This window comes from Streptomyces sp. NPDC001348 (assembly GCF_053597535.1).
In genome coordinates, this window is the sequence record NZ_JBSFIK010000030.1 from 17,479 (window position 1) to 40,996 (window position 23,518).

The 23,518-nt window shown below is 72.8% G+C and carries 20 protein-coding genes and 1 tRNA gene; 14 read left to right on the forward strand and 7 right to left on the reverse strand.

What is annotated here, in order from left to right:
• Positions 1-2: 2 nt before the first annotated feature.
• The 6 genes from ACWC21_RS27515 to ACWC21_RS27540 all read left to right on the forward strand — a co-directional run bounded on the left by ACWC21_RS27515 (position 3) and on the right by ACWC21_RS27540 (position 9,812).
• A complete protein-coding gene (locus ACWC21_RS27515; RefSeq protein WP_450885523.1) occupies positions 3-1,214 on the forward strand; it encodes an SGNH/GDSL hydrolase family protein in 1,212 nt (403 codons plus the stop codon).
• A gap of 106 nt (positions 1,215-1,320) precedes the next feature.
• Positions 1,321-3,411: a GDSL-type esterase/lipase family protein gene (locus tag ACWC21_RS27520; protein ID WP_450885524.1), complete on the forward strand. Its 2,091-nt coding sequence runs from the start codon at positions 1,321-1,323 to the stop codon at positions 3,409-3,411.
• An 11-nt stretch (positions 3,412-3,422) separates the two neighbouring features.
• Positions 3,423-4,853: an alpha-L-fucosidase gene (locus ACWC21_RS27525; protein WP_450885525.1), complete on the forward strand. Its 1,431-nt coding sequence runs from the start codon at positions 3,423-3,425 to the stop codon at positions 4,851-4,853.
• Between the two features lie 5 nt (positions 4,854-4,858).
• On the forward strand, positions 4,859-5,788 hold the full coding sequence (locus ACWC21_RS27530) for a hypothetical protein (protein WP_450885526.1): 930 nt from the start codon (positions 4,859-4,861) through the stop codon (positions 5,786-5,788).
• Positions 5,785-6,681 (forward strand): beta-glucosidase, encoded by an 897-nt coding sequence (locus ACWC21_RS27535; protein WP_450885527.1) that lies wholly within the window; start codon positions 5,785-5,787, stop codon positions 6,679-6,681. The genes ACWC21_RS27530 and ACWC21_RS27535 overlap by 4 nt, the downstream gene beginning before the upstream one ends.
• Before the next feature lie 20 nt (positions 6,682-6,701).
• Positions 6,702-9,812 carry an alpha-N-acetylglucosaminidase gene (locus ACWC21_RS27540; RefSeq protein WP_450885528.1) on the forward strand — a complete coding sequence of 1,037 codons (3,111 nt, stop codon included), beginning with the start codon at positions 6,702-6,704 and terminating at the stop codon, positions 9,810-9,812.
• 170 nt (positions 9,813-9,982) lie between these two features.
• Here ACWC21_RS27540 and ACWC21_RS27545 read toward each other — a convergent pair.
• Positions 9,983-10,056: transfer RNA gene (locus tag ACWC21_RS27545), tRNA-Pro, on the reverse strand.
• A gap of 103 nt (positions 10,057-10,159) precedes the next feature.
• Here ACWC21_RS27545 and ACWC21_RS27550 point away from each other — a divergent pair.
• The 3 genes from ACWC21_RS27550 (at position 10,160) to ACWC21_RS27560 (ending at position 11,980) form a co-directional block, all read left to right on the forward strand.
• The gene (locus ACWC21_RS27550) at positions 10,160-10,651 is read left to right on the forward strand and encodes a DUF309 domain-containing protein (RefSeq protein WP_450885529.1); all 492 of its coding nucleotides are present in this window, start codon (positions 10,160-10,162) and stop codon (positions 10,649-10,651) included.
• A gap of 63 nt (positions 10,652-10,714) precedes the next feature.
• The gene (gene cobF, locus ACWC21_RS27555; RefSeq protein ID WP_450885530.1) at positions 10,715-11,488 is read left to right on the forward strand and encodes a precorrin-6A synthase (deacetylating); all 774 of its coding nucleotides are present in this window, start codon (positions 10,715-10,717) and stop codon (positions 11,486-11,488) included.
• A 51-nt stretch (positions 11,489-11,539) separates the two neighbouring features.
• Entirely contained in the window at positions 11,540-11,980 is a 441-nt protein-coding gene (locus ACWC21_RS27560) for a hypothetical protein (RefSeq protein WP_450885531.1), read from the forward strand.
• Here ACWC21_RS27560 and ACWC21_RS27565 read toward each other — a convergent pair.
• Complete coding sequence (locus ACWC21_RS27565; RefSeq protein WP_450885532.1) at positions 11,967-12,755, reverse strand: cobalt-precorrin-6A reductase; 789 nt, start codon at positions 12,753-12,755, stop codon at positions 11,967-11,969. The two genes, ACWC21_RS27560 and ACWC21_RS27565, sit on opposite strands and share 14 nt — an antisense overlap.
• A 33-nt stretch (positions 12,756-12,788) precedes the next feature.
• On the opposite strand from ACWC21_RS27565, the gene ACWC21_RS27570 reads away from it, so the two are divergent.
• The gene (locus ACWC21_RS27570; protein ID WP_450885533.1) at positions 12,789-13,586 is read left to right on the forward strand and encodes a TIGR01458 family HAD-type hydrolase; all 798 of its coding nucleotides are present in this window, start codon (positions 12,789-12,791) and stop codon (positions 13,584-13,586) included.
• Here the strand turns inward: ACWC21_RS27570 and ACWC21_RS27575 are convergent.
• A complete protein-coding gene (locus ACWC21_RS27575) occupies positions 13,575-14,348 on the reverse strand; it encodes a sulfite exporter TauE/SafE family protein (protein WP_450885534.1) in 774 nt (257 codons plus the stop codon). The genes ACWC21_RS27570 and ACWC21_RS27575 overlap by 12 nt on opposite strands.
• An 86-nt stretch (positions 14,349-14,434) precedes the next feature.
• Entirely contained in the window at positions 14,435-15,622 is a 1,188-nt protein-coding gene (locus ACWC21_RS27580) for a thiolase family protein (protein ID WP_450885535.1), read from the reverse strand.
• 133 nt (positions 15,623-15,755) lie between these two features.
• Between ACWC21_RS27580 and ACWC21_RS27585 the strand changes: the two genes are divergently transcribed.
• The 4 genes from ACWC21_RS27585 to ACWC21_RS27600 all read left to right on the forward strand — a co-directional run bounded on the left by ACWC21_RS27585 (position 15,756) and on the right by ACWC21_RS27600 (position 17,800).
• On the forward strand, positions 15,756-16,568 hold the full coding sequence (locus ACWC21_RS27585; protein ID WP_450885536.1) for an alpha/beta hydrolase: 813 nt from the start codon (positions 15,756-15,758) through the stop codon (positions 16,566-16,568).
• A 77-nt stretch (positions 16,569-16,645) separates the two neighbouring features.
• Positions 16,646-16,921, forward strand: a complete 276-nt coding sequence (locus tag ACWC21_RS27590) for a WhiB family transcriptional regulator (RefSeq protein ID WP_389152349.1) — start codon at positions 16,646-16,648, stop codon at positions 16,919-16,921.
• Positions 16,918-17,403 carry a Dps family protein gene (locus tag ACWC21_RS27595; protein WP_450885537.1) on the forward strand — a complete coding sequence of 162 codons (486 nt, stop codon included), beginning with the start codon at positions 16,918-16,920 and terminating at the stop codon, positions 17,401-17,403. Before ACWC21_RS27590 ends, ACWC21_RS27595 begins: the two co-directional genes overlap by 4 nt.
• 52 nt (positions 17,404-17,455) lie before the next feature.
• Complete coding sequence (locus ACWC21_RS27600) at positions 17,456-17,800, forward strand: DUF3140 domain-containing protein (RefSeq protein ID WP_389152343.1); 345 nt, start codon at positions 17,456-17,458, stop codon at positions 17,798-17,800.
• Between the two features lie 296 nt (positions 17,801-18,096).
• Here ACWC21_RS27600 and ACWC21_RS27605 read toward each other — a convergent pair whose 3' ends face one another.
• The 3 genes from ACWC21_RS27605 to ACWC21_RS27615 all read right to left on the reverse strand — a co-directional run bounded on the left by ACWC21_RS27605 (position 18,097) and on the right by ACWC21_RS27615 (position 23,486).
• Positions 18,097-18,597 carry a hypothetical protein gene (locus ACWC21_RS27605; RefSeq protein WP_450885538.1) on the reverse strand — a complete coding sequence of 167 codons (501 nt, stop codon included), beginning with the start codon at positions 18,595-18,597 and terminating at the stop codon, positions 18,097-18,099.
• Between the two features lie 116 nt (positions 18,598-18,713).
• Positions 18,714-19,169 carry a hypothetical protein gene (locus ACWC21_RS27610; protein ID WP_450885539.1) on the reverse strand — a complete coding sequence of 152 codons (456 nt, stop codon included), beginning with the start codon at positions 19,167-19,169 and terminating at the stop codon, positions 18,714-18,716.
• Positions 19,170-19,532: 363 nt separating this feature from the next.
• On the reverse strand, positions 19,533-23,486 hold the full coding sequence (locus tag ACWC21_RS27615) for an nSTAND1 domain-containing NTPase (protein WP_450885540.1): 3,954 nt from the start codon (positions 23,484-23,486) through the stop codon (positions 19,533-19,535).
• Between the last annotated feature and the right edge of the window lie 32 nt (positions 23,487-23,518).

Below are 23,518 nucleotides of genomic sequence, written 5' to 3' on the forward strand. Positions count from 1 at the left end.
CGATGCTCGGCAGGTTCGCTGTGCTGATGCTCCTGGTCGTGGCTGTCCTGGCTGGGCCGGTGGCGCCCAGCCAGGCAGGTGAGTCGGTTGGTCGGCACGGCTGGACGGGGACCTGGGCGGCCGCGGCCAGCGAGTACTACGAGGTCTCGGGGATGTCCGAGGTGACGGTGCGGATGCCGGTGCACACCAGTGTCGGCGGTTCGTCCGTACGCATCCGCCTGACCAACGCCTACGCCACCGACCCGGTGACGATCGGGCACGCGACCGTGGGCCTGCGTGACGGGGGTTCCGCCGTGGCACGCCCCTACGACGTGCGGTTCGGCGGGAAGCGCGAGGTCACGATCCCGGCGGGCGGCGAGGCGGTCAGCGATCCGGTCCGCCTGGCCGCGCCGGCGCCGGCCGACCTGGTGGTCAGTCTCCATCTGCCCGGCCAGGTCACGCACATCACCGATCACTGGTGGGCGCAGCAGACCGTGTACTGGACGGACTACGGGGCGGGCGACCACACCGCCGACACCGCCGGTGACGCCTTCACCTGGACCACCACGAGCTGGCCGTTCCTCAGCGGTGTCGATGTGACCGCGCCGAGGAGCGGGGCGGTGGTGGCGCTCGGCGACTCGATCACCGACGGGTCCTTCTCGACGGCCGACACCAACCAGCGCTGGCCCGACCTGCTCTCCGCGCGGCTGAACGCCTGCCGGACCGGCGCAGGGGTGCTCAACGCGGGCATCACCAGCAACCGGATCACCGCCGGGACCGCGACGAATCCCTCGGCCCTGGACCGGCTCGACCGGGACGTGCTCTCCCAGCCGGGGGCGCGGACCCTGATCCTCTTCGAGGGGATCAACGATCTCGGCGGGGCGACCGCCGAGCAGATCATCGCCGGGATGACCAAGATCGCTGACCGGGCGCACCAGCGCCGGATGCGGGTCGTCGGCGCCACGATCACCCCGTACGAGGACTTCACCTGGGGCGGTTGGACCGAGGAGACGGAGGCGCGGCGACAGCAGGTCAACGCGTTCGTCCGTGACTCCGGCGGGGTCTTCGACGGCTACGCCGACTTCGACCGGGCGGTCCGGGACCCGGCAGATCCGCGCCGGCTGGGCGCGGCGTACGACTCCGGTGACCATCTGCATCCCGATGACGCCGGGATGAAGGCTCTCGCCGACTCCATCGACCTGACCACGCTCGGCCTCGGCCACGGCTGTTCCTGAGGAGGGCCCGGTGCTCCGACCACTTCGACACCTGCGGGGACACCCCCGTGGACACCTGAACAGGCACCTGTGTGGACGCCGAAGATTCGCCGTCCTGGCGGCGGCCGTGGCGGCCGTCGTGGTGGCCCCGCTTCCGGCGCCTCGGGCCGAGGCCGGGGCCCGGCAGCCGGACTGGACAGGGACTTGGGCGACGGCGCAGCACGCCTCCTACGACCCGGGCACCTCGGAGGTGACCGTGCGGATCCCGGTGCACGTCAGCGCGGGCGGGACGAGCGTCCGGATCCGGCTGACCAATGGGTTCACCGACCAGCCGGTGACGATCGGACACGCGACCGTGGGCCGGCGCGCGAGCGGCTCGTCCGTGTCCGGCCTGCGCGATCTGACGTTCGGCGGGAAGGACGACGTGACGATCCCGGCCGGGGGGCAGGAGGCGAGTGACGGGGTGCGGATTCCCGTCGCGGCCCGCAGCGACCTGGTGGTCAGCCTGTACTTCCCGGGCCGGCTGACCCACATCAGCCAGCACTGGATGGGCCTGCAGACCGTCTACTGGACGCCCGACGGCGGCGGCGACCACGCGGGGGACGCCGGCGGCGGCGCGTTCACCACGACCGACTCCACCTTCCCGTTCCTCACCGGAGTCGACGTACGGGGCGGGCGGGCGCGGGGCTCCGTCGTCGCGCTCGGCGACTCCATCACCGACGGGGCCGCCTCCACCTCGGACGCCAACCGGCGCTGGCCGGACTACCTGGCGGCCCGGCTGTCGGCCTGCACCTCCACCGCCGGCGTGCTGAACGAGGGCATCAGCGGCAACCGCATCACGGCCGGGACCGACGGCAACCCCTCGGCGCTGCAGCGGCTGGAGCGCGATGTGCTGTCCCAGCCGGACGTCCGGACGGTGATCCTCTTCGAGGGCGTCAACGACCTCAGCTGGGGCGGCGCCACCGGCGACCAGGTGATCGACGGCATGAAGGAGATCGCGCGGCGGGCCCACGCCCTCGGGCTGCGGGTGATCGGCGCGACCGTGGTCCCGTACCGGGGCTGGGGCGAGTGGTGGACCGAGGCCAAGGAGACGGACCGGCAGAAGGTCAACACCTTCGTACGCGGCTCGGCCGGCGTCTTCGACGGCTACGCCGACTTCGACAAGGCGGTACGGGATCCGGACGACCCCACCCGCTACGCCGCCGCGTTCGACTCCGGGGACCATCTGCACCCCAACGACACCGGGATGAAGGCGTTCGCCGACGCGGTCGACCTCGCCACCCTCGGGGCGGCCCGCGACTGCCCCTCGGCCCGCGTCCGGCTCACCCCGTACCGTCCGAGCCTCCCGGCCGGCCGCGCCACGGAGATCACCGCGACCGTGACCAACACCGGCACGAAGGCGGTCACCCGGGTCAGAACCGGGCTGCGCCTGCCGGACGGCTGGACCGCCGAAGCGGAGGGGAGGCCGGGCACCGGCTTCCTTCCCCCCGGCGGGAGTCGCACCGTCACCTGGCGCGTGGCCCCGTCCGCCGACGCGGCATGGGGGCCGTACGACATCGGCGTGGGCGTCTCCTTCCGGCAGGGCGGCCGGACGCGCCTCGACACCGACAGCGTGACCGCCGACGTCACCCCCGTGCCGTCCGCCGTGCGGCCCCCGTACCGGACGTTCGCCACCACCGACGACGCGCAATACGCCCAGAACGCCGCCCAGTTCGCGATCTGGGCCGGCGGTCGGGACCTGGCCGGCTGGAAGGACGAGAAGGCCGCCATCCATGTGCCGGACGCCGTGTCCGCCTCGGGCAGCGTCACCGCCCGCCTCGTCGGCCAGACCGGCAGCGGACCCTCCGCCAAGGCCGGGATCGCCGTCGCGAACGACCTGACCGCCCCGGAGCACGGCGGCTACGCCGTGCTCACCATGTCCAAGAGCAACGGCGTGGAGTTCATGACCGACAGCGACGGCGACGGCCGGCTCGACACTTGGGCGGGCGGCGGCTCCTCGTACCACCCGGCCTGGCTCAGACTCACCCGCGACGGCACCGCCTACACCTCGTACGCCAGTACCGACGGCACCGCCTGGCAGCGGATCGGGACCGCGACCGTGCCGTCCGCCGCCGACCGCGGCGGCCTCGACGCCGGGATGGTCGCGAGCGCCGTCAACCTCGAGCACCCCGGCCAGACCACCACAGCCGTCTTCGACTCCTTCTCCACCACCGACTGAAAGGCCTTCCCGTGAACGTCAGCCGCAGACGCTTCCTGACCACGGCCACTGCTCTCGGCTCGGCAGTGCTCCTGGCCCCACCCGGTGCCGCCATTGCGATCAGCGGCGGCATCCCCGACTACAAGGCCACGAAGGAATCCCTCGACACCCACCCCGTACCGCGCTGGTACAAGGACGCCAAGTTCGGCATCTTCGTCCACTGGGGCATCTACTCGGTCCCCGCCGGCTCCGCCCGGCAGATGGCTGCCGAGTGGTACCTCTGGTACCAGAGCTTCGACACCGATCCCACCTGGAAGTACCACCGCGACACCTACGGCCAGGACTTCCTCTACGACGACTTCATCCCGCAGTTCAAGGCCGAGAACTACGATCCCGACTCCTGGGTGCGGCTGTTCGAGCAGGCGGGCGCCGAGTACTTCGCGCTGACCAGCAAGCACCACGACGGATTCGCCCTGTGGCCGAGCAAGGTGACGGACCGCCATGCCGGGAAGTACGGACCGCGGCGCGACCTGGTCGGCGAGCTGATGGCGGCCGCTCGCAGACGCGGCACCGTGCGGCCCGGCCTGTACTACTCGCTCGGCGAGTTCTTCAACCCGGCGATCGGCAGGCCCATGAAGAACTTCTACACCGGTGAAGAGGTCCGGATGACCGGCTACAAGCCGGTCGACGACTACATCGCAGACTACGAACTGAAGCAGCTGTACGAGATCATCGACCGCTACGACCCGGAACTGCTGTGGGCGGACGGCCAGTGGTTCCGGCCTGCCGGCGAACCGCCGTGGCGCAGCGAGGAGGCGCTGGCCCATTACTACAACCGGGCCAAGAACCGCAGCCGTCCCAAGGGTGTCGTGGTCAACGACCGTTTCGACACGCACTTCGACTTCGCCACCTACGAGCAGCGCACCAACCCCACGATGGACCCTCAGAAGTGGGAGTGCTGCATCACGATGGGCTACTCCTGGGGCTACAACAAGTTCGAGGTGGAGGAGGACTACAAGACCTCCGAGTTCCTGGTCCATCTGCTCGCCGACGTCACCAGCAAGAACGGCAACCTGCTGCTGAACATCGGGCCGAAGCCGGACGGCACGATCCCCGACGTCATGCAGCGGCGGCTGCGGGACATCGGCGCCTGGCTGGACATCAACGGGCCCGCGATCTACGGCTCGACGCCGTGGCTTCGGGCCGAGGAGGAAGGCAGCCCCCTCGGCATCCGGTACACGGTCACCCCGGGCAAGTTCAACATCATCGTGCTGGGTGCCCCCAGCGGTACCTTCTCCGTGCCGGCGGACATACCCCTCTCCGCAACCTCGCGGATCCGGCTGCTCGGCCACAACAAGCCGCTGAAATGGACTCGTTCCGACGGCAAGGTCCACATCAGCGTCCCGGAGAGGCTGCCCAGCGAACTCGCCAACACCTTCACCGTCGACTGGGAGCGGCGGTGAACGGCGTGAGCACCCGTACGGACACCCTCGGCCCCACCCTCACCGTCACCACCGAGCCCGCCGAACCGGCCGGCGGCGACGCCGTCACCGCCACCGCGGCCCTCGTCAACGACTGCCCGTTCCCGCTGCGCGGCGCCGTCCTGTACCTGGTGGACCCGGGCGCGACGAGCGCGGCACGCACCATCCCGCTCGGTGATCTGCGCCGCGGCGCGAAGGTCACCCGCAGCTGGCGCACGTCGATGCCGGCCGACGTCGCCGGAGACGTCGCCTTCACCGCGCACGTCCTCTTCGACGTGGACGGACGCAGCACCGACTGCGCACGAGCCGCGAAGACCGTCAGCGTGCCCTACGAGCCCAACGGGGTACGGGACCCGTACAAGACGTTCACCACCACCGACGACGCCCGATTCGGCCAGTACGGCACCCAGTTGGTGATCTGGGCGGGCGGCCGCGACCTGTCCGGCGGCACGGACGAGAAGGCCGGGATCCTCCTGCCCGCCTCCGCCACCGATTCGTGCACCGTGCAGGCCAAGACGGTCAGCCTCACCGGGAGTGACAACCCGTCCTCCAAGTACGGAATCGCGGTCGCCAACGACCTGACGGCACCGGAGAAGGGCGGCTACGCCGTGCTCACCATGTCGAAGTCGTACGGCGTGGAGTTCATGACCGACAGCGACGGCGACGGCCGGCTCGACACCTGGGCCGGTGGCGGCGGCTCCACCCACCCGGCCTGGCTGCGCCTGGTCCGCGACGGCACCACCTACACCGCGTACTCCACCACCAACGGTCTGGCCTGGAACGAGATCGCGAGTGCGACCGTGCCATCGGCGAGCGGCGCCCTGGACGCCGGCGTGGTGGCGAGCGCCGTGAACCTCAACTACCCCGGCACGACGGTCCGAGCAGTGTTCGACCACTTCACCGTGGAGGAGTCGTGAACGCCCACCGCCCCGAGGAGGACTTCCTCCCGCCGCCCGTCTCGCTCACCGTCACCCCGCCCGCACCCGAGCCGGGCCAGGCCATGACCCTGACGGCCACCCTCACCAACACCACCGGCATCGCGCTGCGCGGAACCGTCCTGTATCTCGCCGTGGACGACACCGGCGAACCGGACAGCCTGGGCAGCCTGGCCCCCGGACGGTCGGTGACCCGCACCTGGCGGTCCCGGCTCCCCGAGGACGCCGAGGGCCGGATCGTCTTCACCGCCCACGCCCTGTTCGACGTGCACCGCCACGGCTCCGACTGCACCCGCGCCACCTCCTCCGTCCTGCTGCCGTACCGCTCACTGCCCGGCGCCTTCGACAACGCGGGCATCGCCTCCGACGACGCGCTCACCGTCGCCGACATCGACGGCTCGAACTCCAGTCTGTCCGCCGAGGCACTGGCGTCGGTGGGGCTGACACCGGGCGCCGCGGTCACCTACGGCGGCGTGACCTTCACCTGGCCGCACAGCCGGCCCGGAAGCAAGGACAACGTCGTCTCCTCGGGCCAGACCGTGCGGCTCTCCGGCTCCGGCGCCCGGCTGTCCTTCCTCGGCACCAGCACCTGGGGCGAGGGCAAGGGCGACGGCAAGGTCGTCTACGCCGACGGCACGGAGCAGGCCTTCTCCGTCGCCGTTCCCGACTGGTACGGCACGCACCCCTCCGCCGCCGTCGTGGTGCCCTACCGCCACATCGCCGCCGGCCGGGACGACACCCCCGTCAGCCTGTTCACCTTCGGTGTGGACCTCGCGCCCGGCAAGGAACTGCGCTCCCTGGTCCTGCCCAAGGTCAGCGACGGTCTCCGGTCGGGCGTCCCCGCCCTGCACATCTTCGCCATGACCATCGACTGAGCTCTGCCGGAAGGACGTTCATGCACGACAACCGAGGCGACCTGGGCACCACGGGTGTCACCCGCAGACGGATCCTCACGGGTGCGGTCGCGCTGGGCGGCGCCGCGCTCCTGCCCCGTCCGCAGGGCGCGTACGCGGCCGGCGGCGCCCCGTTCGACGCCGCTCCCGCCGCGGCCGCGCTGAAGCGTCTGCTGCCCGGCCACCACCGGCAGCTCACCCTGCGGGCCGTCGACGACGACACCGACCGCTTCCGGGTCACCGGCCGGGCCGGGGACATCACGGTGGAGGGCACCAGCCCCGGCGTGCTGCTCGCGGGTGTCCACACCTACTTGCGGCGGACCGCGCACGCCTCCGTCTCCTGGACGGGCGAGCAGCTGAACCTGCCGCACACCCTCCCCGCTCCCGCCGGGGTGATCACGGGAACGGCCGACGTCCCGCACCGCTTCGCCTTCAACGACACCAACGAGGGCTACACCGGCCCCTACCGCGGCTGGGACGCCTGGCAGCACGAACTGGACGTGCTGGCGCTGCACGGAGTCAACCGGGTCCTCGTCCACATCGGCAGCGATGCGGTGTACTACGACACCTTCCGCCGCTTCGGCTACTCCGACGCGGCGCTGCGCGCCTGGATCCCGGCCCCCGCCCACCAGCCCTGGTGGCTGCTGCAGAACATGTCGGGCTTCGGCGGCCCCGTCTCCCGGCAGCTCATCGAGCGACGTGCCGCGCTCGCGGAGAAGATCGTCGGCCGGATGCGTGAGCTGGGCATGACACCGGTCCTGCCGGGCTACTACGGCACCGTCCCGGGCGGCTTCCCCGACAGGTACGGCGGGGACGCGGCGGTGGTGGCGCAGGGCACCTGGGGCGCCTTCCAACGCCCCGACTGGCTGGACCCGCGCACCACGGCCTTCGCCGACGTGGCCGCCTCCTTCTACCGGGCCCAGAGCGAGCGGTTCGGCAAGAGCACGATGTACAAGATGGACCTGCTGCACGAGGGCGGCAACGCCGGTGACGTGCCGGTGGACGAGGCCGCGAAGGCCGTGGAGACGGCGCTGCAGAAGGCCCGCCCGGGCGCGGTCTGGGCGATCCTGGGCTGGCAGACCAACCCCTCCAAGGCGCTGCTCGAGGGCGTCGACAAGAGCCGGATGCTGATCGTGGACGGGCTGTCGGACCGCTACCCCACGGTCACCGACAGGGAGGGCGACTGGGGCGGAACCCCGTACGCCTTCGGCAGCATCTGGAACTTCGGCGGCCACACCCCGATCGGCGCCAACGCTCCGGACTGGGTGCGGCAGTATCCCGAATGGCGTGACAAGGAGGGCAGTGCACTCGCCGGGATCGCCGCGATGCCGGAGGCCGGCGACAACAACGCGGCCGCCCTGGCTCTGTTGACGGACCTCGCCTGGACGCCCGGCACCGTGGACCTGGACGACTGGTTCGCGGCGTACGCCCTCTCCCGCTACGGCGGTCCGGACCGGCACGCGGCCGCGGCCTGGCGGACGATCCGCGACACCGCGTACAACATGTCCCGCGCGGATTCGTGGAGCGAGGCACCCGACGGCCTGTACGGCGCCCGTCCGAGCCTGACGGCGAACAAGGCCGCCGCCTGGGGCCCGGAGAAGGACCGCTACGACACCACGGCCTTCGACGGGGCACTCACCGAACTACTGGCCGTACGCGCGGAGCTGAGGAAGAGCTCCGCCTACCGGTACGACGTCGTCGACGTGGCCCGGCAGGTCCTGTCCAACCGCAGCCGTGTCCTGCTGCCGCAGATCAAGGCGGCGTACGAGGCGAGGGAGGAGGCACTGCTGCGGAGGCTGACCCGTACCTGGCTGACGTGGATGGATCTGCTCGACGACCTCCTGGCCACCTCCGCCCCGCACCTGCTCGGCCGCTGGCTCGCCGACGCCCGCGGCTGGGGCGCCGACGGGGCGGAGAAGGACCGCCTGGAGTACGACGCCCGGTCGATCATCACCACCTGGGGCGGGCGCGCGAGCAGTGAGGAAGGCCTGCACGACTATGCGAACCGGGAGTGGGCGGGCCTGGTCGGCGGCCTCTACCGCACCCGCTGGAAGACGTACTTCGGCACGCTGACCGACGCGCTGGGCACCGGACGGGACCCCGAGACCGTCGACTGGTTCGCCCTCGAGGACCGCTGGGCGCACCGCCACGACACGTACCCGACCGAGCCGAAGGGCTCCGCGTACGCCCAGGCCCGCCGCGTCCGCGACCTGCTCGCCGCCACCCCCCACCAGTCCGTTCTCACGGCCGCCACCGACCGGGCGGCGGTGGCCGACGGCGCACCCGCGACGGTCACGGCCCGCTTCACCCACCGCAACGGCTTCGCTCCCGCCCGTGACGTCACCCTCTCGGTGTCCGTCCCCGACGGCATGACGGCCAGAGCGCTCGACCCGGTGACCACGGCATCGGTCGCCCCCGGCGAAACCCGCACCGCACGCTTCGAGATCACCCTGACGGGCCGGTCGCCGGAACTGGTCCCCCAGGCCGTGGCCACGGCCACGTACGCGGGCGGCGGCAGGGCGGTCGCGCCGGTGCGGCTGGTGGCCGCCACCGGGGTCGGCGCCCCGTACCGCTCGGTCTCGTACAACGACGCCGTCTTCGGCCAGGCCGGCGACGAGATCGCCGTCGAGGGCGCCGGGGCCGATCTGTGGGGCGGCACCAACGAGTTCGGGGCGGTGTACCGGGCCGGCGCGTACGGCGACGGAACCGTGGCCGAGGTCACGGTGACCTCCCAGGACGCGACCGGGGGGTGGGCGCGGGCGGGCCTCGTCGTCCGCGACGACATGGGCACGCAGGGGAGCGCGGGCTATGTGAACCTGGCGGTCACGCCGTCCAACGGCTGCGCGCTGAGCTGGGACGCCGACGGCGACGGCCGTCTCGACTCGATCGCGCTGTCGGGCTCCTTCACCGCGCCGGTGCGGCTGCGGCTGACCAGGTCCGGCGCCTCCTACAAGGGGGAGGCCAGCACGGACGGCGTCACCTGGACGACGGTGGGCACGGCCACGCCGTCAGGGGCCGCCGCCGCGCAGGACGTAGGGGTGTTCATGACCGCGGCCAACGGCTGGAACGGCGCGCGGGGCATCGCCACGTTCGACGGGTTCACGGTGGCCTGATCTCTGTCGTCGCCACGCCGGACGGGGGCTTGCCACCAGCGGCCACACGACCCCGTCCGGACGCTCGTTCGAAGACCCTCTCGCGCGCCCGGAATGCTGCCGCTCACCACACGACGAAACCCCCGAACCCGTAGGTTCGGGGGTTTCCGATGTCCTGCGACATCACACCGTCGGGACGACAGGATTTGAACCTGCGACCCCTTGACCCCCAGTCAAGTGCGCTACCAAGCTGCGCCACGTCCCGGTGCGCTCGCACACGGTGAGCCGTGTGATCGCGCGGAAAGCACTTTACCGCACGCCCCGGGGTCGGCCGAAGGGGGCGCCCGGTCCGGGGGAGAATCGGGCACATGGGCAACAGGCGGGACCGGGACAGTGAGGGGCGGGCGCGGAACGCGCGGCCCCGGGACGGGCTGGGGCGGCCCCTGCCGTACGGCGCCGAGGGGGTGGCACGGCAGCCGGAGGGCGTGGTGCGGACCCCGGAGGAGACCGTCGGTGAGGCGCAGGCGCTGCTGGCGGCCGGAAGGCCGTTCCACGCGCACGAGGTGTTCGAGGACGCGTGGAAGTCCGGGCCGGAGGGTGAACGCGCGCTCTGGCGGGGGCTGGCGCAGCTCGCCGTGGGGCTGACGCACGCCGCGCGGGGGAACGCCACCGGCGGGGCGCGGCTGCTCCGGCGCGGCGCGGGCGCCGTCGAGCAGTGGGCGGACAGCGGGCCGCGGCGGCCCTACGGCATCGATCTCGTCGGGGTCGTCGCCTGGGCGCGGGAACTGGCGGAGGACGTGGAGCGGGGCGGCGGACCGGTCGACGCGCGGGCACGGGCGCCCCGGCTGCGGGCGTCGTAGCGGGTCGCGTCCCGTCCCTGGGCGGTGCACGCACTGTCGGTGGCATACGGCAGACTCGGGGTCGTGCGAGAGATTCATGTCATCGGTATAGGCGCGGGCGACCCCGACCAGCTGACCCTGCAGGCGGTCAAGGCGCTGCGGAGCACCGACGTGTTCTTCATCCTGGACAAGGGTGAGGCGAAGTCGGATCTGACGAGGCTGCGCCGGGACATGCTGGACGCGCACGTACCGGAGGGGGCCTACCGGCTGGTGGAGGCCCGTGATCCGGAGCGGGACCGGAGCGCGGGCGGTACGGCGTACTCGCCGGCCGTGGAGGACTGGCGCAGCGCCCGGGCCGACATCTACGAGCGGCTGATCACCGAGGAGCTGGGCGAGGACGAGACCGGCGCGTTCCTGGTGTGGGGCGATCCGGCGCTGTACGACAGCACGCTCGGGATCCTCGAAGAGGTGCTGGAGCGGGGCGCCGTGGCGTTCGAGTACGACGTCGTGCCCGGTGTCAGCAGCGTCTCGGCGCTCGTCGCCCGGCACCGCACGGGACTGAACCGGGTGGCCCGGCCGGTGCAGATCACCACCGGCCGGCGGCTCGCCGAGGGCTTTCCGGAGGGCGTGGACGACGTGGTGGTGATGCTGGACGCCCGTCAGACCTTCCGGCAGTACGCGGGCGACGACATCGACATCTACTGGGGGGCCTACATAGGCACCCCGGACGAGATCCTGGTCTCGGGCCCGATCGCCGAGGCCGCCCCCCGTATCGAGCGGCTGCGGGCGGAGGCCCGGGAGCGCAAGGGCTGGATCATGGACACGTATCTGCTGCGCCGGAACCCGAAGGACGCGTGAGGCCTCGTCATCGGGGTGCCTGAGAGAGGGGGCGTCCTTCATACTCCCGGCATGTCTCCCGTGCCCGTCCGCTTCCACGACACCGGCCTCACGGCCTGCCGGTTCCGGTCCCCGATGCTGGTCCGCTGCCCGCGCTGTGCGCGCATCGCCCACGCCGAGGAACGGCCGGAGCTCGCCCGGGAAGCGCCGCACCGTCTCGTCTGCCGGTCCTGCGGGCTGTCCCGGACCTCGTGGCTCGTCGGCGGGCACTGGCCGGCGCTGTGGCTGCGGACCACCACCCGGCACGGTGAGATCTGGGCGTACAACCTCGAACACCTCGACCTGCTCCGGCGCTCCGTGGCCGCTTCGCTGCGGGAACGAACTCCCTGGTACGAGCACGGGCGGAAGATGACGTACGTGGCCCGGCTGCCCGCGTGGATCAAGAGCGCCAAGAACCGTGACGAGGTGCTGCGCGCGATCGACCGGCTGAGGCAGTCGGTCACGGCCGGTTGAGCCCGGACCGGGCCGCTCCTTCCAGCCGGCTCAGCCGTTCCAGTACGGACGTCATGTCGGGCAGTGCGGTGACTCCCTCCGGCAGCGGGGGGCGCCGTACCACCACCACGGGCAGGCCCAGTTGGCGGGCCGCGGTCAGTTTGGCGGCCGTCGCCTCTCCCCCGCTGTCCTTGGTGACCAGCACGTCGATGCGGTGGCCGCGCAGCAGCCGGAGTTCGTCGGCGACGGTGAAGGGGCCGCGCGCCAGGAGCACTTCGAGGCCCGGCGGCACCGGTGGCTCGGGGGGCTCCACGGAGCGGGCGACGAAGTGCAGGTCGTCGAGGTGTGCGAAGGCCTTCAGGCCCAGGCGGCCGGTGGTGAGGAACACGCGGCGGCCGAGGGCCGGGAGTGCCTCGGCCGCCGCGCCGAGCGAGGGCACCGGGTGCCAGCGGTCGCCTTCGACGGGCCGCCAGCCCGGGCGCCTCAGCACCAGGAGCGGGACGGAGGCGGACGTCGCGGCCCGCGCCGCGTTGGCGGTGATCCGGGCGGCGAAGGGATGGGTGGCGTCGACGACGGCGTCCACGTGGTGTTCACGCAGCCAGTCGGACAGCCCGTCCGCCCCGCCGAACCCGCCGGTCCGGACCTCGCCCTCCGGCGTCCCGGGCCGGGTCACCCGTCCGGCCAGCGAGGTGGTGACCCGGAGACCGCCGCGTGCCGTGAGCTCGGCGGCCAGTCGGCGGGCCTCGGTGGTGCCGCCGAGGATCAGGACGTGCGGGGTTGTGGCGTGCGGGGACATGGCGTCAGCGTACGGGGCGGCTATCGTCCGGGCATGGAGTCCGTGCGTGGTGTGCTGATCGACATCGACGGGGTGCTCACGGTGTCGTGGGAGCCGCTGCCGGGTGCGGTGGAGGCGCTGCGGGAGATCCGGGAGGCCGGTCTCGCCGTGGCGCTGGTGACCAACACGACGTCCCGCACCCGGGCGTCGATCGCGCGGACGCTGTCGCAAGCCGGTTTCCCCGTCACCGGCGAGGACGTCCTGACCGCGCCCGCGGTGACCGCGGCCCATCTCGCCGAGCGCTTCCCCGGCGCCCGCTGCGCGCTCCTCAACAGCGGGGACATCGAGGAGGACCTCGTGGGCGTCACGCTCGTCGACGAGGACACCGTCCCCGACGTGGTGATCGTCGGCGGCGCCGGTCCCGAGTTCGGCTACGCGCAGCTCAACCGGGCCTTCGGGCACCTCCAGCGCGGGGCGCGGCTGGTCGCCGTGCACCGCAACCTGTACTGGCGGACGGACGCCGGTCTGCAACTGGACGCGGGCGCGTTCCTGGCCGGGCTGGAGAAGGCCGCGCGGGTCGAGGCGGAGGTCATCGGCAAGCCGTCGCCGGCGTTCTTCGAGGCCGCGCTGTCCCGGCTGGGGGTGGGCGCGGGCCAGGCCGTGATGGTGGGCGACGACATCGAGTCGGACGTGCTCGCGGCGCAGCGTGCGGGAATCACGGGCGTGCTGGTGAGGACCGGGAAGTACCTGCCCGAGACGCATGAGGGGGCGAGCGGCACCCCCGACCACGTCCTGGACTCGTTCGCGGATCTTCCGGGGCTGCTCGGGCTGCGTGAGGGGTCAGCGCAGTAGCAGCTGCACCCCGCCCACGACCGTCGCCGCGATCACCAGTTGTTCGAACAGCCGCTGGTTGATCTTGTTCACGGCCCATTTGCCGATGAACGCGCCCGGCACGACGAACACCGCGAGTGCGGCGTCCAGCAGCAGCGAGCGGCCGTCGATCAGACCCAGGCCGACGCTGAAGGGCACCTTGGAGACGTTCACGATCAGGAAGAAGAAGGCCGAGGTCCCGAGGAAGCCCAGCTTCCGGAAGCCCGCGGACAGCAGGTAGAGGGACATCACCGGGCCGCCCGCGTTGGCGACCATCGTGGTGAAGCCGCCGAGCACGCCGTACGAGCGGGCCTTGATCCGGCCCGCCCGGCCGGCCACCGAGTCCGGCTCCTCCTCCGCCTCGGAGCGGCGCCGCCGCCAGAGCGTGACGGCGGCCATCAGCAGCAGGATCGCGCCGATCGAGGTCCGTACGACACCGTCGTCCGCCCCCATCAGGAACAGGGTGCCGACGATCACTCCGGCCGCCACCGCGGGGAACAGCCGCCACAGCGTGGGCCAGTGGGCGTGCCGCCGGTAGGTGAGGACGGCCAGCACGTCGCCCGCGATGAGCACCGGCAGCAGCACCCCGGTGGAGGCCCGGGCGGGCAGCACCGCGGCGAAGACGGCGAGGCTGACCGTGTTGGCCCCGCTGACGGCGGTCTTGGAGAAGCCGACGAGCAGCGCCGCGAAGGCCAGCGCGGTGAATCCCCACCCGGATATGTGCCAGAGCGTCATCGTGTTCATGCCGGGCCGATGCTATGCGCACGCATGCGACGGCGTGAGCACCGTCTCGCCAGTCGGTCCCGGCACGCCCACGAGTCCCGCTGTCGCTAATGCCGTTCCACCAGCACCGCGGTCCCCTGCCCCACCCCCACGCACATCGTCGCCAGCCCGCGCCTCGCCCCCGTGCGGCGCATGCGGTGCAGCAGCGTGGTGAGGATGCGGGCGCCGGAGCAGCCCAAGGGGTGGCCGAGGGCGATCGCGCCGCCGGTGGGGTTCACCAGGTCGGGGTCGATGCCGAGCCGGTCGACGCAGGCGAGGGCCTGCGCCGCGAAGGCCTCGTTGAACTCGGCCTCCTGGAGGTCGGTGATCTCCCAGCCGGCCCGGGCGAGGGCCTTCCGGGTGGCGGGCACCGGGCCGACGCCCATCACGTCCGGGTGCACGCCCGCCGAGGTGCCGGCGACATAGCGGCCCAGGGACTCGAGGCCCAGTTCGTTCAGGGCCTCCTCGCTGACCAGCAGGAGGCCCGCGGCGCCGTCGTTCATCGGGGAGGCGTTGCCCGCGGTGACCGTGCCGCCCTCGCGGAAGACGGGCTTCAGTCGCGCCAGCTTCTCGTAGGAGGTGTCCTCGCGGACGCATTCGTCGGCCTCGACGACGACCCCGTCCGGGCGCTCGACGGGCAGGAGTTCGTCGTCGAAGTGGCCGTCCTTGCGGGCGGCGGCGGCCAGCCGGTGGCTGCGCAGCGCGAACTCGTCCTGGCGCTCGCGCGGGATGCCGTACCGTTCGGCGACCTCCTCGGCCGTCTCCCCCATGGACAGCAGTCCGTGCAGGTCCTTCATCGCCGGGTTGACCAGCCGCCAGCCGAGGCGGGTGTCGGCGGTCTCGACGCGGTGCGGCAGGGCCTCGTCGGGACGCGGCAGCACGAAGGGGGCGCGGCTCATCGACTCGGAGCCGCCGGCGAGCACCACGTCGGCCTCTCCGGCGGCGATGGTCCGGGCGGCGAGGGTGACCGCTTCCAGGCCGGAGGCGCACAGCCGGTTGACGGTCGCGCCGGGCACCGTCTCGGGCAGCCCGGCGAGCAGGGCGGCCATCCGGGCGACGTTGCGGTTGTCCTCGCCGGCCTGGTTGGCGGCGCCCCAGTAGACGTCGTCGATCCGGGCGGGGTCGAGCGAGGGCACGTCGGCCACGAGGCGGCGGACGACGGTCGCCGCGAGGTCGTCGGGGCGCACGTGGGACAGGGCGCCGCGCAGCTTGCCGATGGGGGTGCGGCGGGCGGCCGCGAAGTGGACGGGACGCAACGGAGGGACTCCTGACCGACGACGCTGTGGATCGGCAGCAGTTAATTAGCACCGCTAGTTTTGGACTATAGACCGCTGACCGGCCCCCTGGGAAGATCTCCGGGTACCGTTCACCGACGCAGCCGGAGGAGCAATGGCCGACGCCCGCGAGCACGTCCTCACCGGGACCCGGGGCACGATCAGTGTCCGCGTGTGGCAGCACCCCGAGCCGCGGTACATCGCCCTCTTGGTGCACGGGTACGGCGAACACTCCGGCCGGTACGGCGAACTGGCGGACGTGCTCACCGGGCACGGTGCGGCGGTCTACGCGCCGGACCACCAGGGGCACGGCAGGTCGGCGGGTGAGCGCGTGCTGATCGAGGACTTCGAGGACGTCGTCACCGACGTGCACGGCGTGGCGGCCCTGGCCCGCGCCGCACACCCCGGTCTGCCGCTCGTCCTCGTCGGCCACTCGATGGGCGGCCTGATCGCGGCCCGTCACGCCCAGCGGCACGGCGACGGACTCACCGCGCTCGTGCTGTCCGGGCCGGTGATCGGCGCCTGGGAACTGCCGGGACGTCTGCTCGCCCTGCCCGAGATCCCGGACACCCCGGTCGGCCCGGCCGCGCTCTCCCGCGACCCGGCGGTGGGCGCCGCATACGCCGCCGACCCACTGGTGTGGCACGGCCCGATGAAGCGGCCGACGCTGGAGGCCTTCGTACGGACCCTGGAGACCGTCGACAAGGGCGGCGACGTGGGCGCACTGCCCGTCCTGTGGCTGCACGGCGACGACGACCGGCTGGTACCGCTGCCCGGCAGCCGTTCGGGGGTGGAGCGGCTGAGCGGGGGCCGCGCGACCGAGCGGATCTACGCCGGCGCCCGGCACGAGGTGTTCCACGAGACGAACCGCGCGGAGGTGTTCGCCGACGTGACGCGCTTCCTCGACGGGGTGCTGCCGCGGCCTTAGGAACGACTGCGGGAACAGCGGATCCGGCCTGCTCGGCACCGCGTTTGCGGGTGTGAGCGCGGGGCACCCGCGCCCGCATGGAGTGGTTGCGCGCTGCCGCCTGCGTGGGTGAGGACCCCGAACTGTTCTTCCCTGTGGGCACCACCGGACCGGCGCTGCGGGACACCGCGGCGGCCAAACGCGTGTGTGCCCGCTGCCCGGTGACCACCCAGTGTCTGACGTACGCGCTGGCGTACGGCCAGACCTCCGGTGTCTGGGGCGGTACCTGCGAGGAGGAGCGAGACGCACTGCTCCGTGCGTCCAGGGACGACAGAGAACTCGAGAAGGCCGAGAAAGGAAGAAGCGCCCCATGACCGTGGTGAAGAGCACGCTGCCCGAGGAAGCGCTCGGGATCACCGGCCAGGCCCTCCAGGACACCCTGGTGGACCTGCTGGGTCTGTCGCTGATCGGGAAGCAGGCGCACTGGAACATCGTGGGACCGCGGTTCCGGTCCATCCACCTCCAGCTCGACGAGGTGGTGACGGCGGCCCGCGACTACGCCGACACCGTCGCGGAGCGTGCCGCGGCGCTGGGCGTGGCACCGGACGGGCGGCCGGAGACCATCGCGGCGACCTTCGCGTTGCCCGGCACCAAGGACGGCTGGCTGCGCGACACGGAGGTCGTGCGGCTGCTGGTGGAGTCGCTGGAGGCGGCGATCGGACGGCTGCGGCAGCGGATCGAGGCGACCGAGAAGGCCGACCCGGTCACCCAGGACCTGCTGATCGGCATCACCGCCGACCTGGAGAAGCAGCGCTGGATGTTCGAGGCCGAGAACTGGCCGAGCGACGACAAGTGAGCGGCCTGTGGCCGCGGGTTGAAGCACACGTACGTACGGAAGGGGACACGGCATGGCCGACGCCCTGGAAATGGACGCGCTGTGGGAGGACTTCCACCGCGTGGTGAACATGACCTCGGCGGAGCTCGCCGCCTGGCTGCGGGTGCGCGACGCGGACGAGGACGCCGAGCCGCTGCCCGAGGACGCGGGCACGCCCACCGGGCAGCATGTGCTCGCGATCCTGCAGAAGCGGCGCACGGACCTCGACGACGACGACATCCGTGTGATGTACAAGGTCGTGGACCGGGTCACCGACCTGGTGGACCTGGAGAACGAGCCGGAGCCGGAGAACTCCCCCGAGGACACCCGCCGCCGGCACCAGCTGATGACCCTCGGCCACGACCCGCTCAAACCGTAGCCATGGGCAGCGCCGGACGTTCCGGACGGATCCTCGCCGAGCCGGCCTCCGCGTACGGGCGGACGTACGCGCAGGAGGCGGGGATCCGGCCGCGGGACACGCCGCGCGTACCACCACCCGACTCGGCTGCGGGGCGTCGCTGTTGACCGAGTACGCGAAGTACGGGCGCGATGCTGACATCCGTCTCTCAGTCGGCCCGAGTTGCTGACAAGCCCCAACAGCCGACGGCGTCGCCGGCTGCCGGGGCTAAGCACCGTGCCGGCCCGCGAACCGCAGCTCACGGACCGGCGCCGGGGTCAGCAGTTGCGGATGGACCAGACCGGGTCCCAGCGGTAGGGGTGGGTGACGGCGTCCGGGGTGAAGGAGTACAGCACCCTTCCCTGCCGGTCGTAGAAGTAGGAGGTGACGTTCCCGGTCTGGTTGTCGAAGTAGTTGCCGTCCCCCTGCCAGAAGAACAGCTGATAGGCGCTGCAGACGGAAAGGTGGTACTGCCGCCACTTCTGCGCCACCGGGTTCCACACCATCGGGCAGAGGGTGCCGTGGCTGCAGGGTACGGGCAGGTGGCCGGACGGGAACTCGTCGAACGAGGCCGCGGGCGCGACGTAGGGCGCGACAGCCTTCGCGCCCCGGGGGAGCTTGGGACCGGGCGGGAGCGGGCGCAGCGCTGACGGCTGCGTTCGGGCACCGTCGGCGGACGGCGAGCCGGCGGTCGCGGAATCCGCCGCTGCGGCCGGGGTGAATCCGGCCAGCAGGACCGTCAGACCGGTCATGGCGACGAGGAGGCGTTTGACACGCATGGTGACGGATCTCCTTGGGTGCACGGGAGGTTCGGGCGTGGAACGGGTGCCTGCTTCGGCGTGGCGGCGCGGGGCGGACGCGGGTCTGCCCGGCCTTCGTGGGGCGCGCGGGCGGGTCAGCAGTAGCCGATCTTCTTGTAGCCCACGTAGAACTCGCCCCTGTTGTTGACACTCGCGTTGGTTCCCAGGCCGGTGACGTTGTGCGCCCCGACGATGCGCCCGATCCGGCCCTGGGAGGCGCTGTTGATGTCCACGGTCGGCGGTGCGGCCGCGTGGAAGACGAAGGTGGCCGAGGCGTCGCCGGGGGCGCGTGTGCCGCTGGCGTAGCAGGCGCTTCCGTTCGAGCGGCGGAGTACCAGATCGCCGTTGTCCTGCATCGTCACCGAGTAACCGCTGTTGCAGATGGCCTGGTTGACCCCCAGCGTTCCGGAGAACGACGGGCCGACACAGGTGACCGCCGCCCGGCCGGTGGCGGTGGTCGGCGTGTTCGCGGACGCGGTCCCGCCCGACCAGCACAGCGTCGCGGCAAGGGCCGCCGACGCCATGGTGCCGATGCGTGTCTTGCGCTTCATCGCACTGTCCTTTCCTGGGGAACGGGGTTCACGGACGGCTGTCCGGTCCTCCCGTTCCGACTCGCGTGAGCGTGGCCCCCCCCCCCGGTACCGGGGCGGGGACGGAGGGGGACCTGCGAACGACGTCTCCGATCGCGCCGCGGCTCGTCGCGGCCCCCGTGGCCTGCTCGATCCCCGGCACCGGTATAGCCCGTGGACTTTGTCCGGCGTCGGGGAAGGGACGCCGGACAATCAACCGCCGTACAAAGGGCTCTCGCCCGCAGCGCGCACGGGGACCACGGCAGCGGGTACGGCCGCGGTGCGCGGCGCCCGGTCGTGGTACCGGTCCGGGGTTTCTTTCGTGGCGGCCGTGGCCGGTGCGCTCTACGGTCCGGCCGCTGAAGCCTTCGCCGCCGGGCAGGGGGGCCGGTAGGAGAGGCCCGGCAGGTACTGGTGCCAGTCGGCGGTGCCGAGGGGAGAGCTGCCGACGTCGCGGCAGACCCGTGCGGCCGTTCGTTGCGGATCGGGATCCCAGAGCAGCGCGGTCCAGTCCTCACTGCCGGTGGCGACGAGGCCACCGTCGGGGCGGAAGGCCACCGCGTCCACCTGTTTGCCGTGGCCGGTCAGCACGGCCAGTTCGGCCGGCCGGTGCGGATCCCGGACGTCCCACATCCGCACGGCGCTCTCGCTCGCCGTGAGCAGGGTGCCGCCGTGGGGGGCGAAGGCGACGGCCTTGACCGCGCCGGCGTAGTCGCCGAGGGCGGCGACCTGCCGGGGGGCGGTGCGCCGGGTGACGTCCCACAGGCGCAGCACCCGGTCGTCCCCGCCGGTGGCCAGGGTGCGGCCGTCGGGGGCGAAGGCGACCGTCTTGACCGCGTCACGGTGCCGGTCGAGGACGGCCAGTGGACGTGGCCGGCCCGGGCGGCTCACGTCCCAGAGGCGGGCCAGACGGTCCCGGCCCGCGCTGGCCAGGGTGCGGCCGTCGGGGCTGAACGCCACCGACTCCACCTCGTCGCCGTGGGCCCGCACCACCGACAGCGCCCGGGGCCGCCGTGGGTCGCCGGTGTCCCAGAGGCGTACCGTCCCGTCGCCGTCGCCGGCGGCGAGAAGGCGGCCGCCCGGCGCGAAGGCGACGGTGTTGACCGCGTCGCCGCCGCCGGTCAGGCGCGCCAGCGGATGCGGTGCGCCGGGACGGCCGACGTCCCACAGGCGCACCGTCCGGTCCAGGCTCGCCGAGGCGAGCACCGGCCGGCGCGGATCGAAGGCGACCGCGTTGACGGCGGCGGTGTGTCCCGACAGAACGGCCAGCGGGCGTGGGCGGAGCGGACGGCTGACGTCCCAGAGTCGTACCTCACGGTCATAGCTGCCGGTGGCGAGGGTGTGGCCGTCAGGGGTGAAGGCCACCGTGTACACGGAACTCGTGTGGCCGGTGAGGGCGGGGAGCGGAAGGTGCCACAGACGCGCCGTCTGATCGCTCGCGCCGGTGGCCAGGGTACGACCGTCCGTGCTGAAGGCCGCCGAAGTGACGTACCCGGTATGCCCGCTGAGGACGCCCAGCAGCCGGACGGCCGTCCGGTCACCCGGCCGGACCTTGGTGTCCCACAGCCGTACCTCGGCGTCGACGCCGGCGCTGGCCAGGGTGCGGCCGTCCGGAGCGAAGGCGAGCGCGAAGACGGTGTCGGTGTGGCCGGTGAGGAGGGACACCGGGCGGGACCGGTCGCCGGGCCGGAGCGTCGCGGGGTTCCACAGGCGTACGACGCGGTCGTCCCCGCCGGTCGCGAGCATACGGCCGTCGGGGGCGAAGGCCACGGCGTTGGCGGGCGGCAGGCGCACCGTCTTCGCCGCCTCCACCGCCCGAGCGCCGGCGGCGGCCGGGGTACGGGCCAGATCGAGCGGCGCCTTGCCCGACTGGCGCGGTACGACGGACCACACCATGGTCCCGGCCGGTCCCGCGACGGCCAGGGCATGCCCGTCCGGGGCGAAGGCCAGGGAACGGACCTCGCCGCCCGAGGTGCCCAGGACGGCTTCCGCCGATGGGTGGCCCCGGCTCGAGGCGGGCCACCGGGCGACGATGCCCGAGGGCCCCGCGGACACGACGCTCCGGCCGTCCGGGCTGAAGGCCACCGCCGCGTTCCCCGGCCCGGCGGCGGCCCGCGGCGGGTCCAGTACCGCCCGGACACGCGGCCGGTGGGGCGCGCGCAGGTCCCACAGCGTCGTCGTGCCGAGCGCGTCCGTCGCGGCCAGCGTCCGGCTGTCGCCGCTGAACGCTATCGCCCGGACGCCCACCGCCGGGACGCTCGCCTCCCGGCCGGCCAGGACGATGGCCGGGTGGGGGCGATGCGGAGCGGCGGCGTCCCAGAGCCGTACCCTCCGGTCCGCTCCGGCGGCCGCGAAGAGACGCCCGTCGGGGCTGAAGGCCACCGCGTCGACCTTGTCCTTGCTCCTGAGCTGGGTGGCGTACGGTGTGGCGTACGAGCTGAGCAGGGCCCCGCGCGCGGCGGCGGTCGGATGCAACCGGTAGGCGGCCAGCGCCAGTTGGAGGGAGAGGGCCGGGTCGGTGCGGCGCAGTGCGTCGGCCTGCTGCGCGACCTGGCGGGAAACCGCGATGTCCCGCTGCTGCTGGGCCTGCTCCCGGGAGACGAACGCGAACCCCGTGGCCGTGGCGGTGCCCAGCAGCAGGACCGCGAGCAGCACGAGGAGCGTACGCAGCCGCCGGGCGCCGCGCAGCGCCGCCGCCCGCGAGGCGTCCCGGGCGGCCAGACTCGCCCTGAGGAACCGGTGCTCCCGCTCGCTCAGCGCATCCCTGCCCCAGTCCGCCGCCCATTCCGCGGCCTGGTCGAGACGGACACCCCGGTACAGGGCGCCGGGGTCGCGCTGGACGGCCTCCCAGGCGGTCGCGGCCTCGGTGAGCCGCCGGTGGATCCGTAGCCCCTCACGGTCCTCGGCCAGCCAGCTCCGCAGCCGCGGCCAGCGGCGGATCAGGGCCTCGTGGGCGATCTCGACGCCGTCCTGGTCGAGTGCCAGGAGCCGGGCACGCGCGAAGCGCTCGAGCACGTCCGCGGTTCCGGGGAAGTCCAGTTCCGCTCGGTCCACCCGGCGCTTGGTGTCCTCGGTGCCCTCGCCGGGAGCCGTGAGGCGCAACAGCACATTGCGGGCGACCCGTTGCCCGTCCGGTTCGAGCGCCGCGTACACCGTCTCGGCGGTGCGGGCGAGTGCGCCGTCGATACCGCCGGTCGCCCGGAAACCGGCCAGGGTCAGGGCGTTGCCGCGCCGTCGCCGCCAGGTCTCCAACAGGGCGTGCGAGAGCAGCGGAAGAAGAGCGGCCTGGTCCTTCGCCTGGGCGACCAGTTCCGCCAGCAGCGCTCCCTCGACGGTCAGCCCGGCGCGGACGGCGGGCCGGGTGATCGCCCGGCGCAGCTCGTCGGTGGTCATGGGACCGATCAGGACCTGGGTCTCGCCCACCGCCTCGACCAGTCGGGGGTGGTCCGTGCAGTGGGCGTAGAAGTCGGCCCGCACGCCCACCACGATCCGGCAGCGGCTGTTCGCGGCGCGGGCCGCGGTGATCAGCGCCTCGATGAAGGCGCCGCGCTCGGCAGGGTCCTCGCACAAGGCGAAGACCTCCTCGAACTGGTCCACGACGACGAGGACTTCGGCCTCCTCGGGGCTCCCGGCCAGGGCATGGAGCACCGCCCGGTGCAGGGCTCGCGGATCGCGCATCAACGCGTCGTGCAGTCCGCCCGGGGACTCACCGGTACGGGCGGCCAGTACCGCCGCGCACCCCTCCACGGGATGCGGGCCCGGAGTGAACGCCACCACCGGCCAGTCGCGGTGCTCGGCCGACCACTGGGCGAGCAACCCGGCGTGCAGCAGGGAGGACTTGCCCGCGCCCGAGGCCCCGACCAGGGTGGTGAACCGGCACTCCGTCACCCGCCGGGCCAGCACGGCCACCAGCCGCTCGCGGCCGAAGAACCATTCGGCCTCCTCGGTACGGAAGGCCATCAGCCCCGCGTACGGCGCGTCCCCCTCGTCCGGCGCGCAGTCCGGGCCGGGCGGCCGCAGACGGTCGCCGGCCGCCGCTTCCTGCGCCGCGGCACGCCAACGCTCCTCCCACACGGCGGGGTCGGCACCGCAGGCCTGGGCGAAGGCGACCACCACGGCGAGGCTGGGCAGCTGCCGTCCCGCGGCCGCGGCCGACAGGGTGGAGGGCGAGTAGTGGGCGGTCTCGGCCAGTTCACGGTAGGTCGGGTTCCCTGCCTCCCGCCGTAATCGGCGCAGTCCCGCCGCCAGACGCAGCAGCGGTCCGTCCCCCTCGTCCAGCGGACGTTCCCTCCTCGGCACGCCGCCCCCTTCCCACCCGCGCGTCCCGCTGA

What these genes read in the sequence shown, in the direction of transcription:
- ACWC21_RS27515 (WP_450885523.1), top strand. Translation starts at nt 3, where the DNA reads ATGCTCGGCAGGTTCGCTGTGCTGATGCTCCTGGTCGTGGCTGTCCTG.
- ACWC21_RS27540 (WP_450885528.1), top strand. Translation starts at nt 6,702, where the DNA reads ATGCACGACAACCGAGGCGACCTGGGCACCACGGGTGTCACCCGCAGA.
- ACWC21_RS27550 (WP_450885529.1), top strand. Translation starts at nt 10,160, where the DNA reads ATGGGCAACAGGCGGGACCGGGACAGTGAGGGGCGGGCGCGGAACGCG.
- ACWC21_RS27560 (WP_450885531.1), top strand. Translation starts at nt 11,540, where the DNA reads ATGTCTCCCGTGCCCGTCCGCTTCCACGACACCGGCCTCACGGCCTGC.
- ACWC21_RS27565 (WP_450885532.1), bottom strand. Translation starts at nt 12,755, where the DNA reads ATGTCCCCGCACGCCACAACCCCGCACGTCCTGATCCTCGGCGGCACC.
- ACWC21_RS27570 (WP_450885533.1), top strand. Translation starts at nt 12,789, where the DNA reads ATGGAGTCCGTGCGTGGTGTGCTGATCGACATCGACGGGGTGCTCACG.
- ACWC21_RS27575 (WP_450885534.1), bottom strand. Translation starts at nt 14,348, where the DNA reads ATGAACACGATGACGCTCTGGCACATATCCGGGTGGGGATTCACCGCG.
- ACWC21_RS27585 (WP_450885536.1), top strand. Translation starts at nt 15,756, where the DNA reads ATGGCCGACGCCCGCGAGCACGTCCTCACCGGGACCCGGGGCACGATC.
- ACWC21_RS27590 (WP_389152349.1), top strand. Translation starts at nt 16,646, where the DNA reads ATGGAGTGGTTGCGCGCTGCCGCCTGCGTGGGTGAGGACCCCGAACTG.
- ACWC21_RS27595 (WP_450885537.1), top strand. Translation starts at nt 16,918, where the DNA reads ATGACCGTGGTGAAGAGCACGCTGCCCGAGGAAGCGCTCGGGATCACC.
- ACWC21_RS27600 (WP_389152343.1), top strand. Translation starts at nt 17,456, where the DNA reads ATGGCCGACGCCCTGGAAATGGACGCGCTGTGGGAGGACTTCCACCGC.
- ACWC21_RS27605 (WP_450885538.1), bottom strand. Translation starts at nt 18,597, where the DNA reads ATGCGTGTCAAACGCCTCCTCGTCGCCATGACCGGTCTGACGGTCCTG.
- ACWC21_RS27610 (WP_450885539.1), bottom strand. Translation starts at nt 19,169, where the DNA reads ATGAAGCGCAAGACACGCATCGGCACCATGGCGTCGGCGGCCCTTGCC.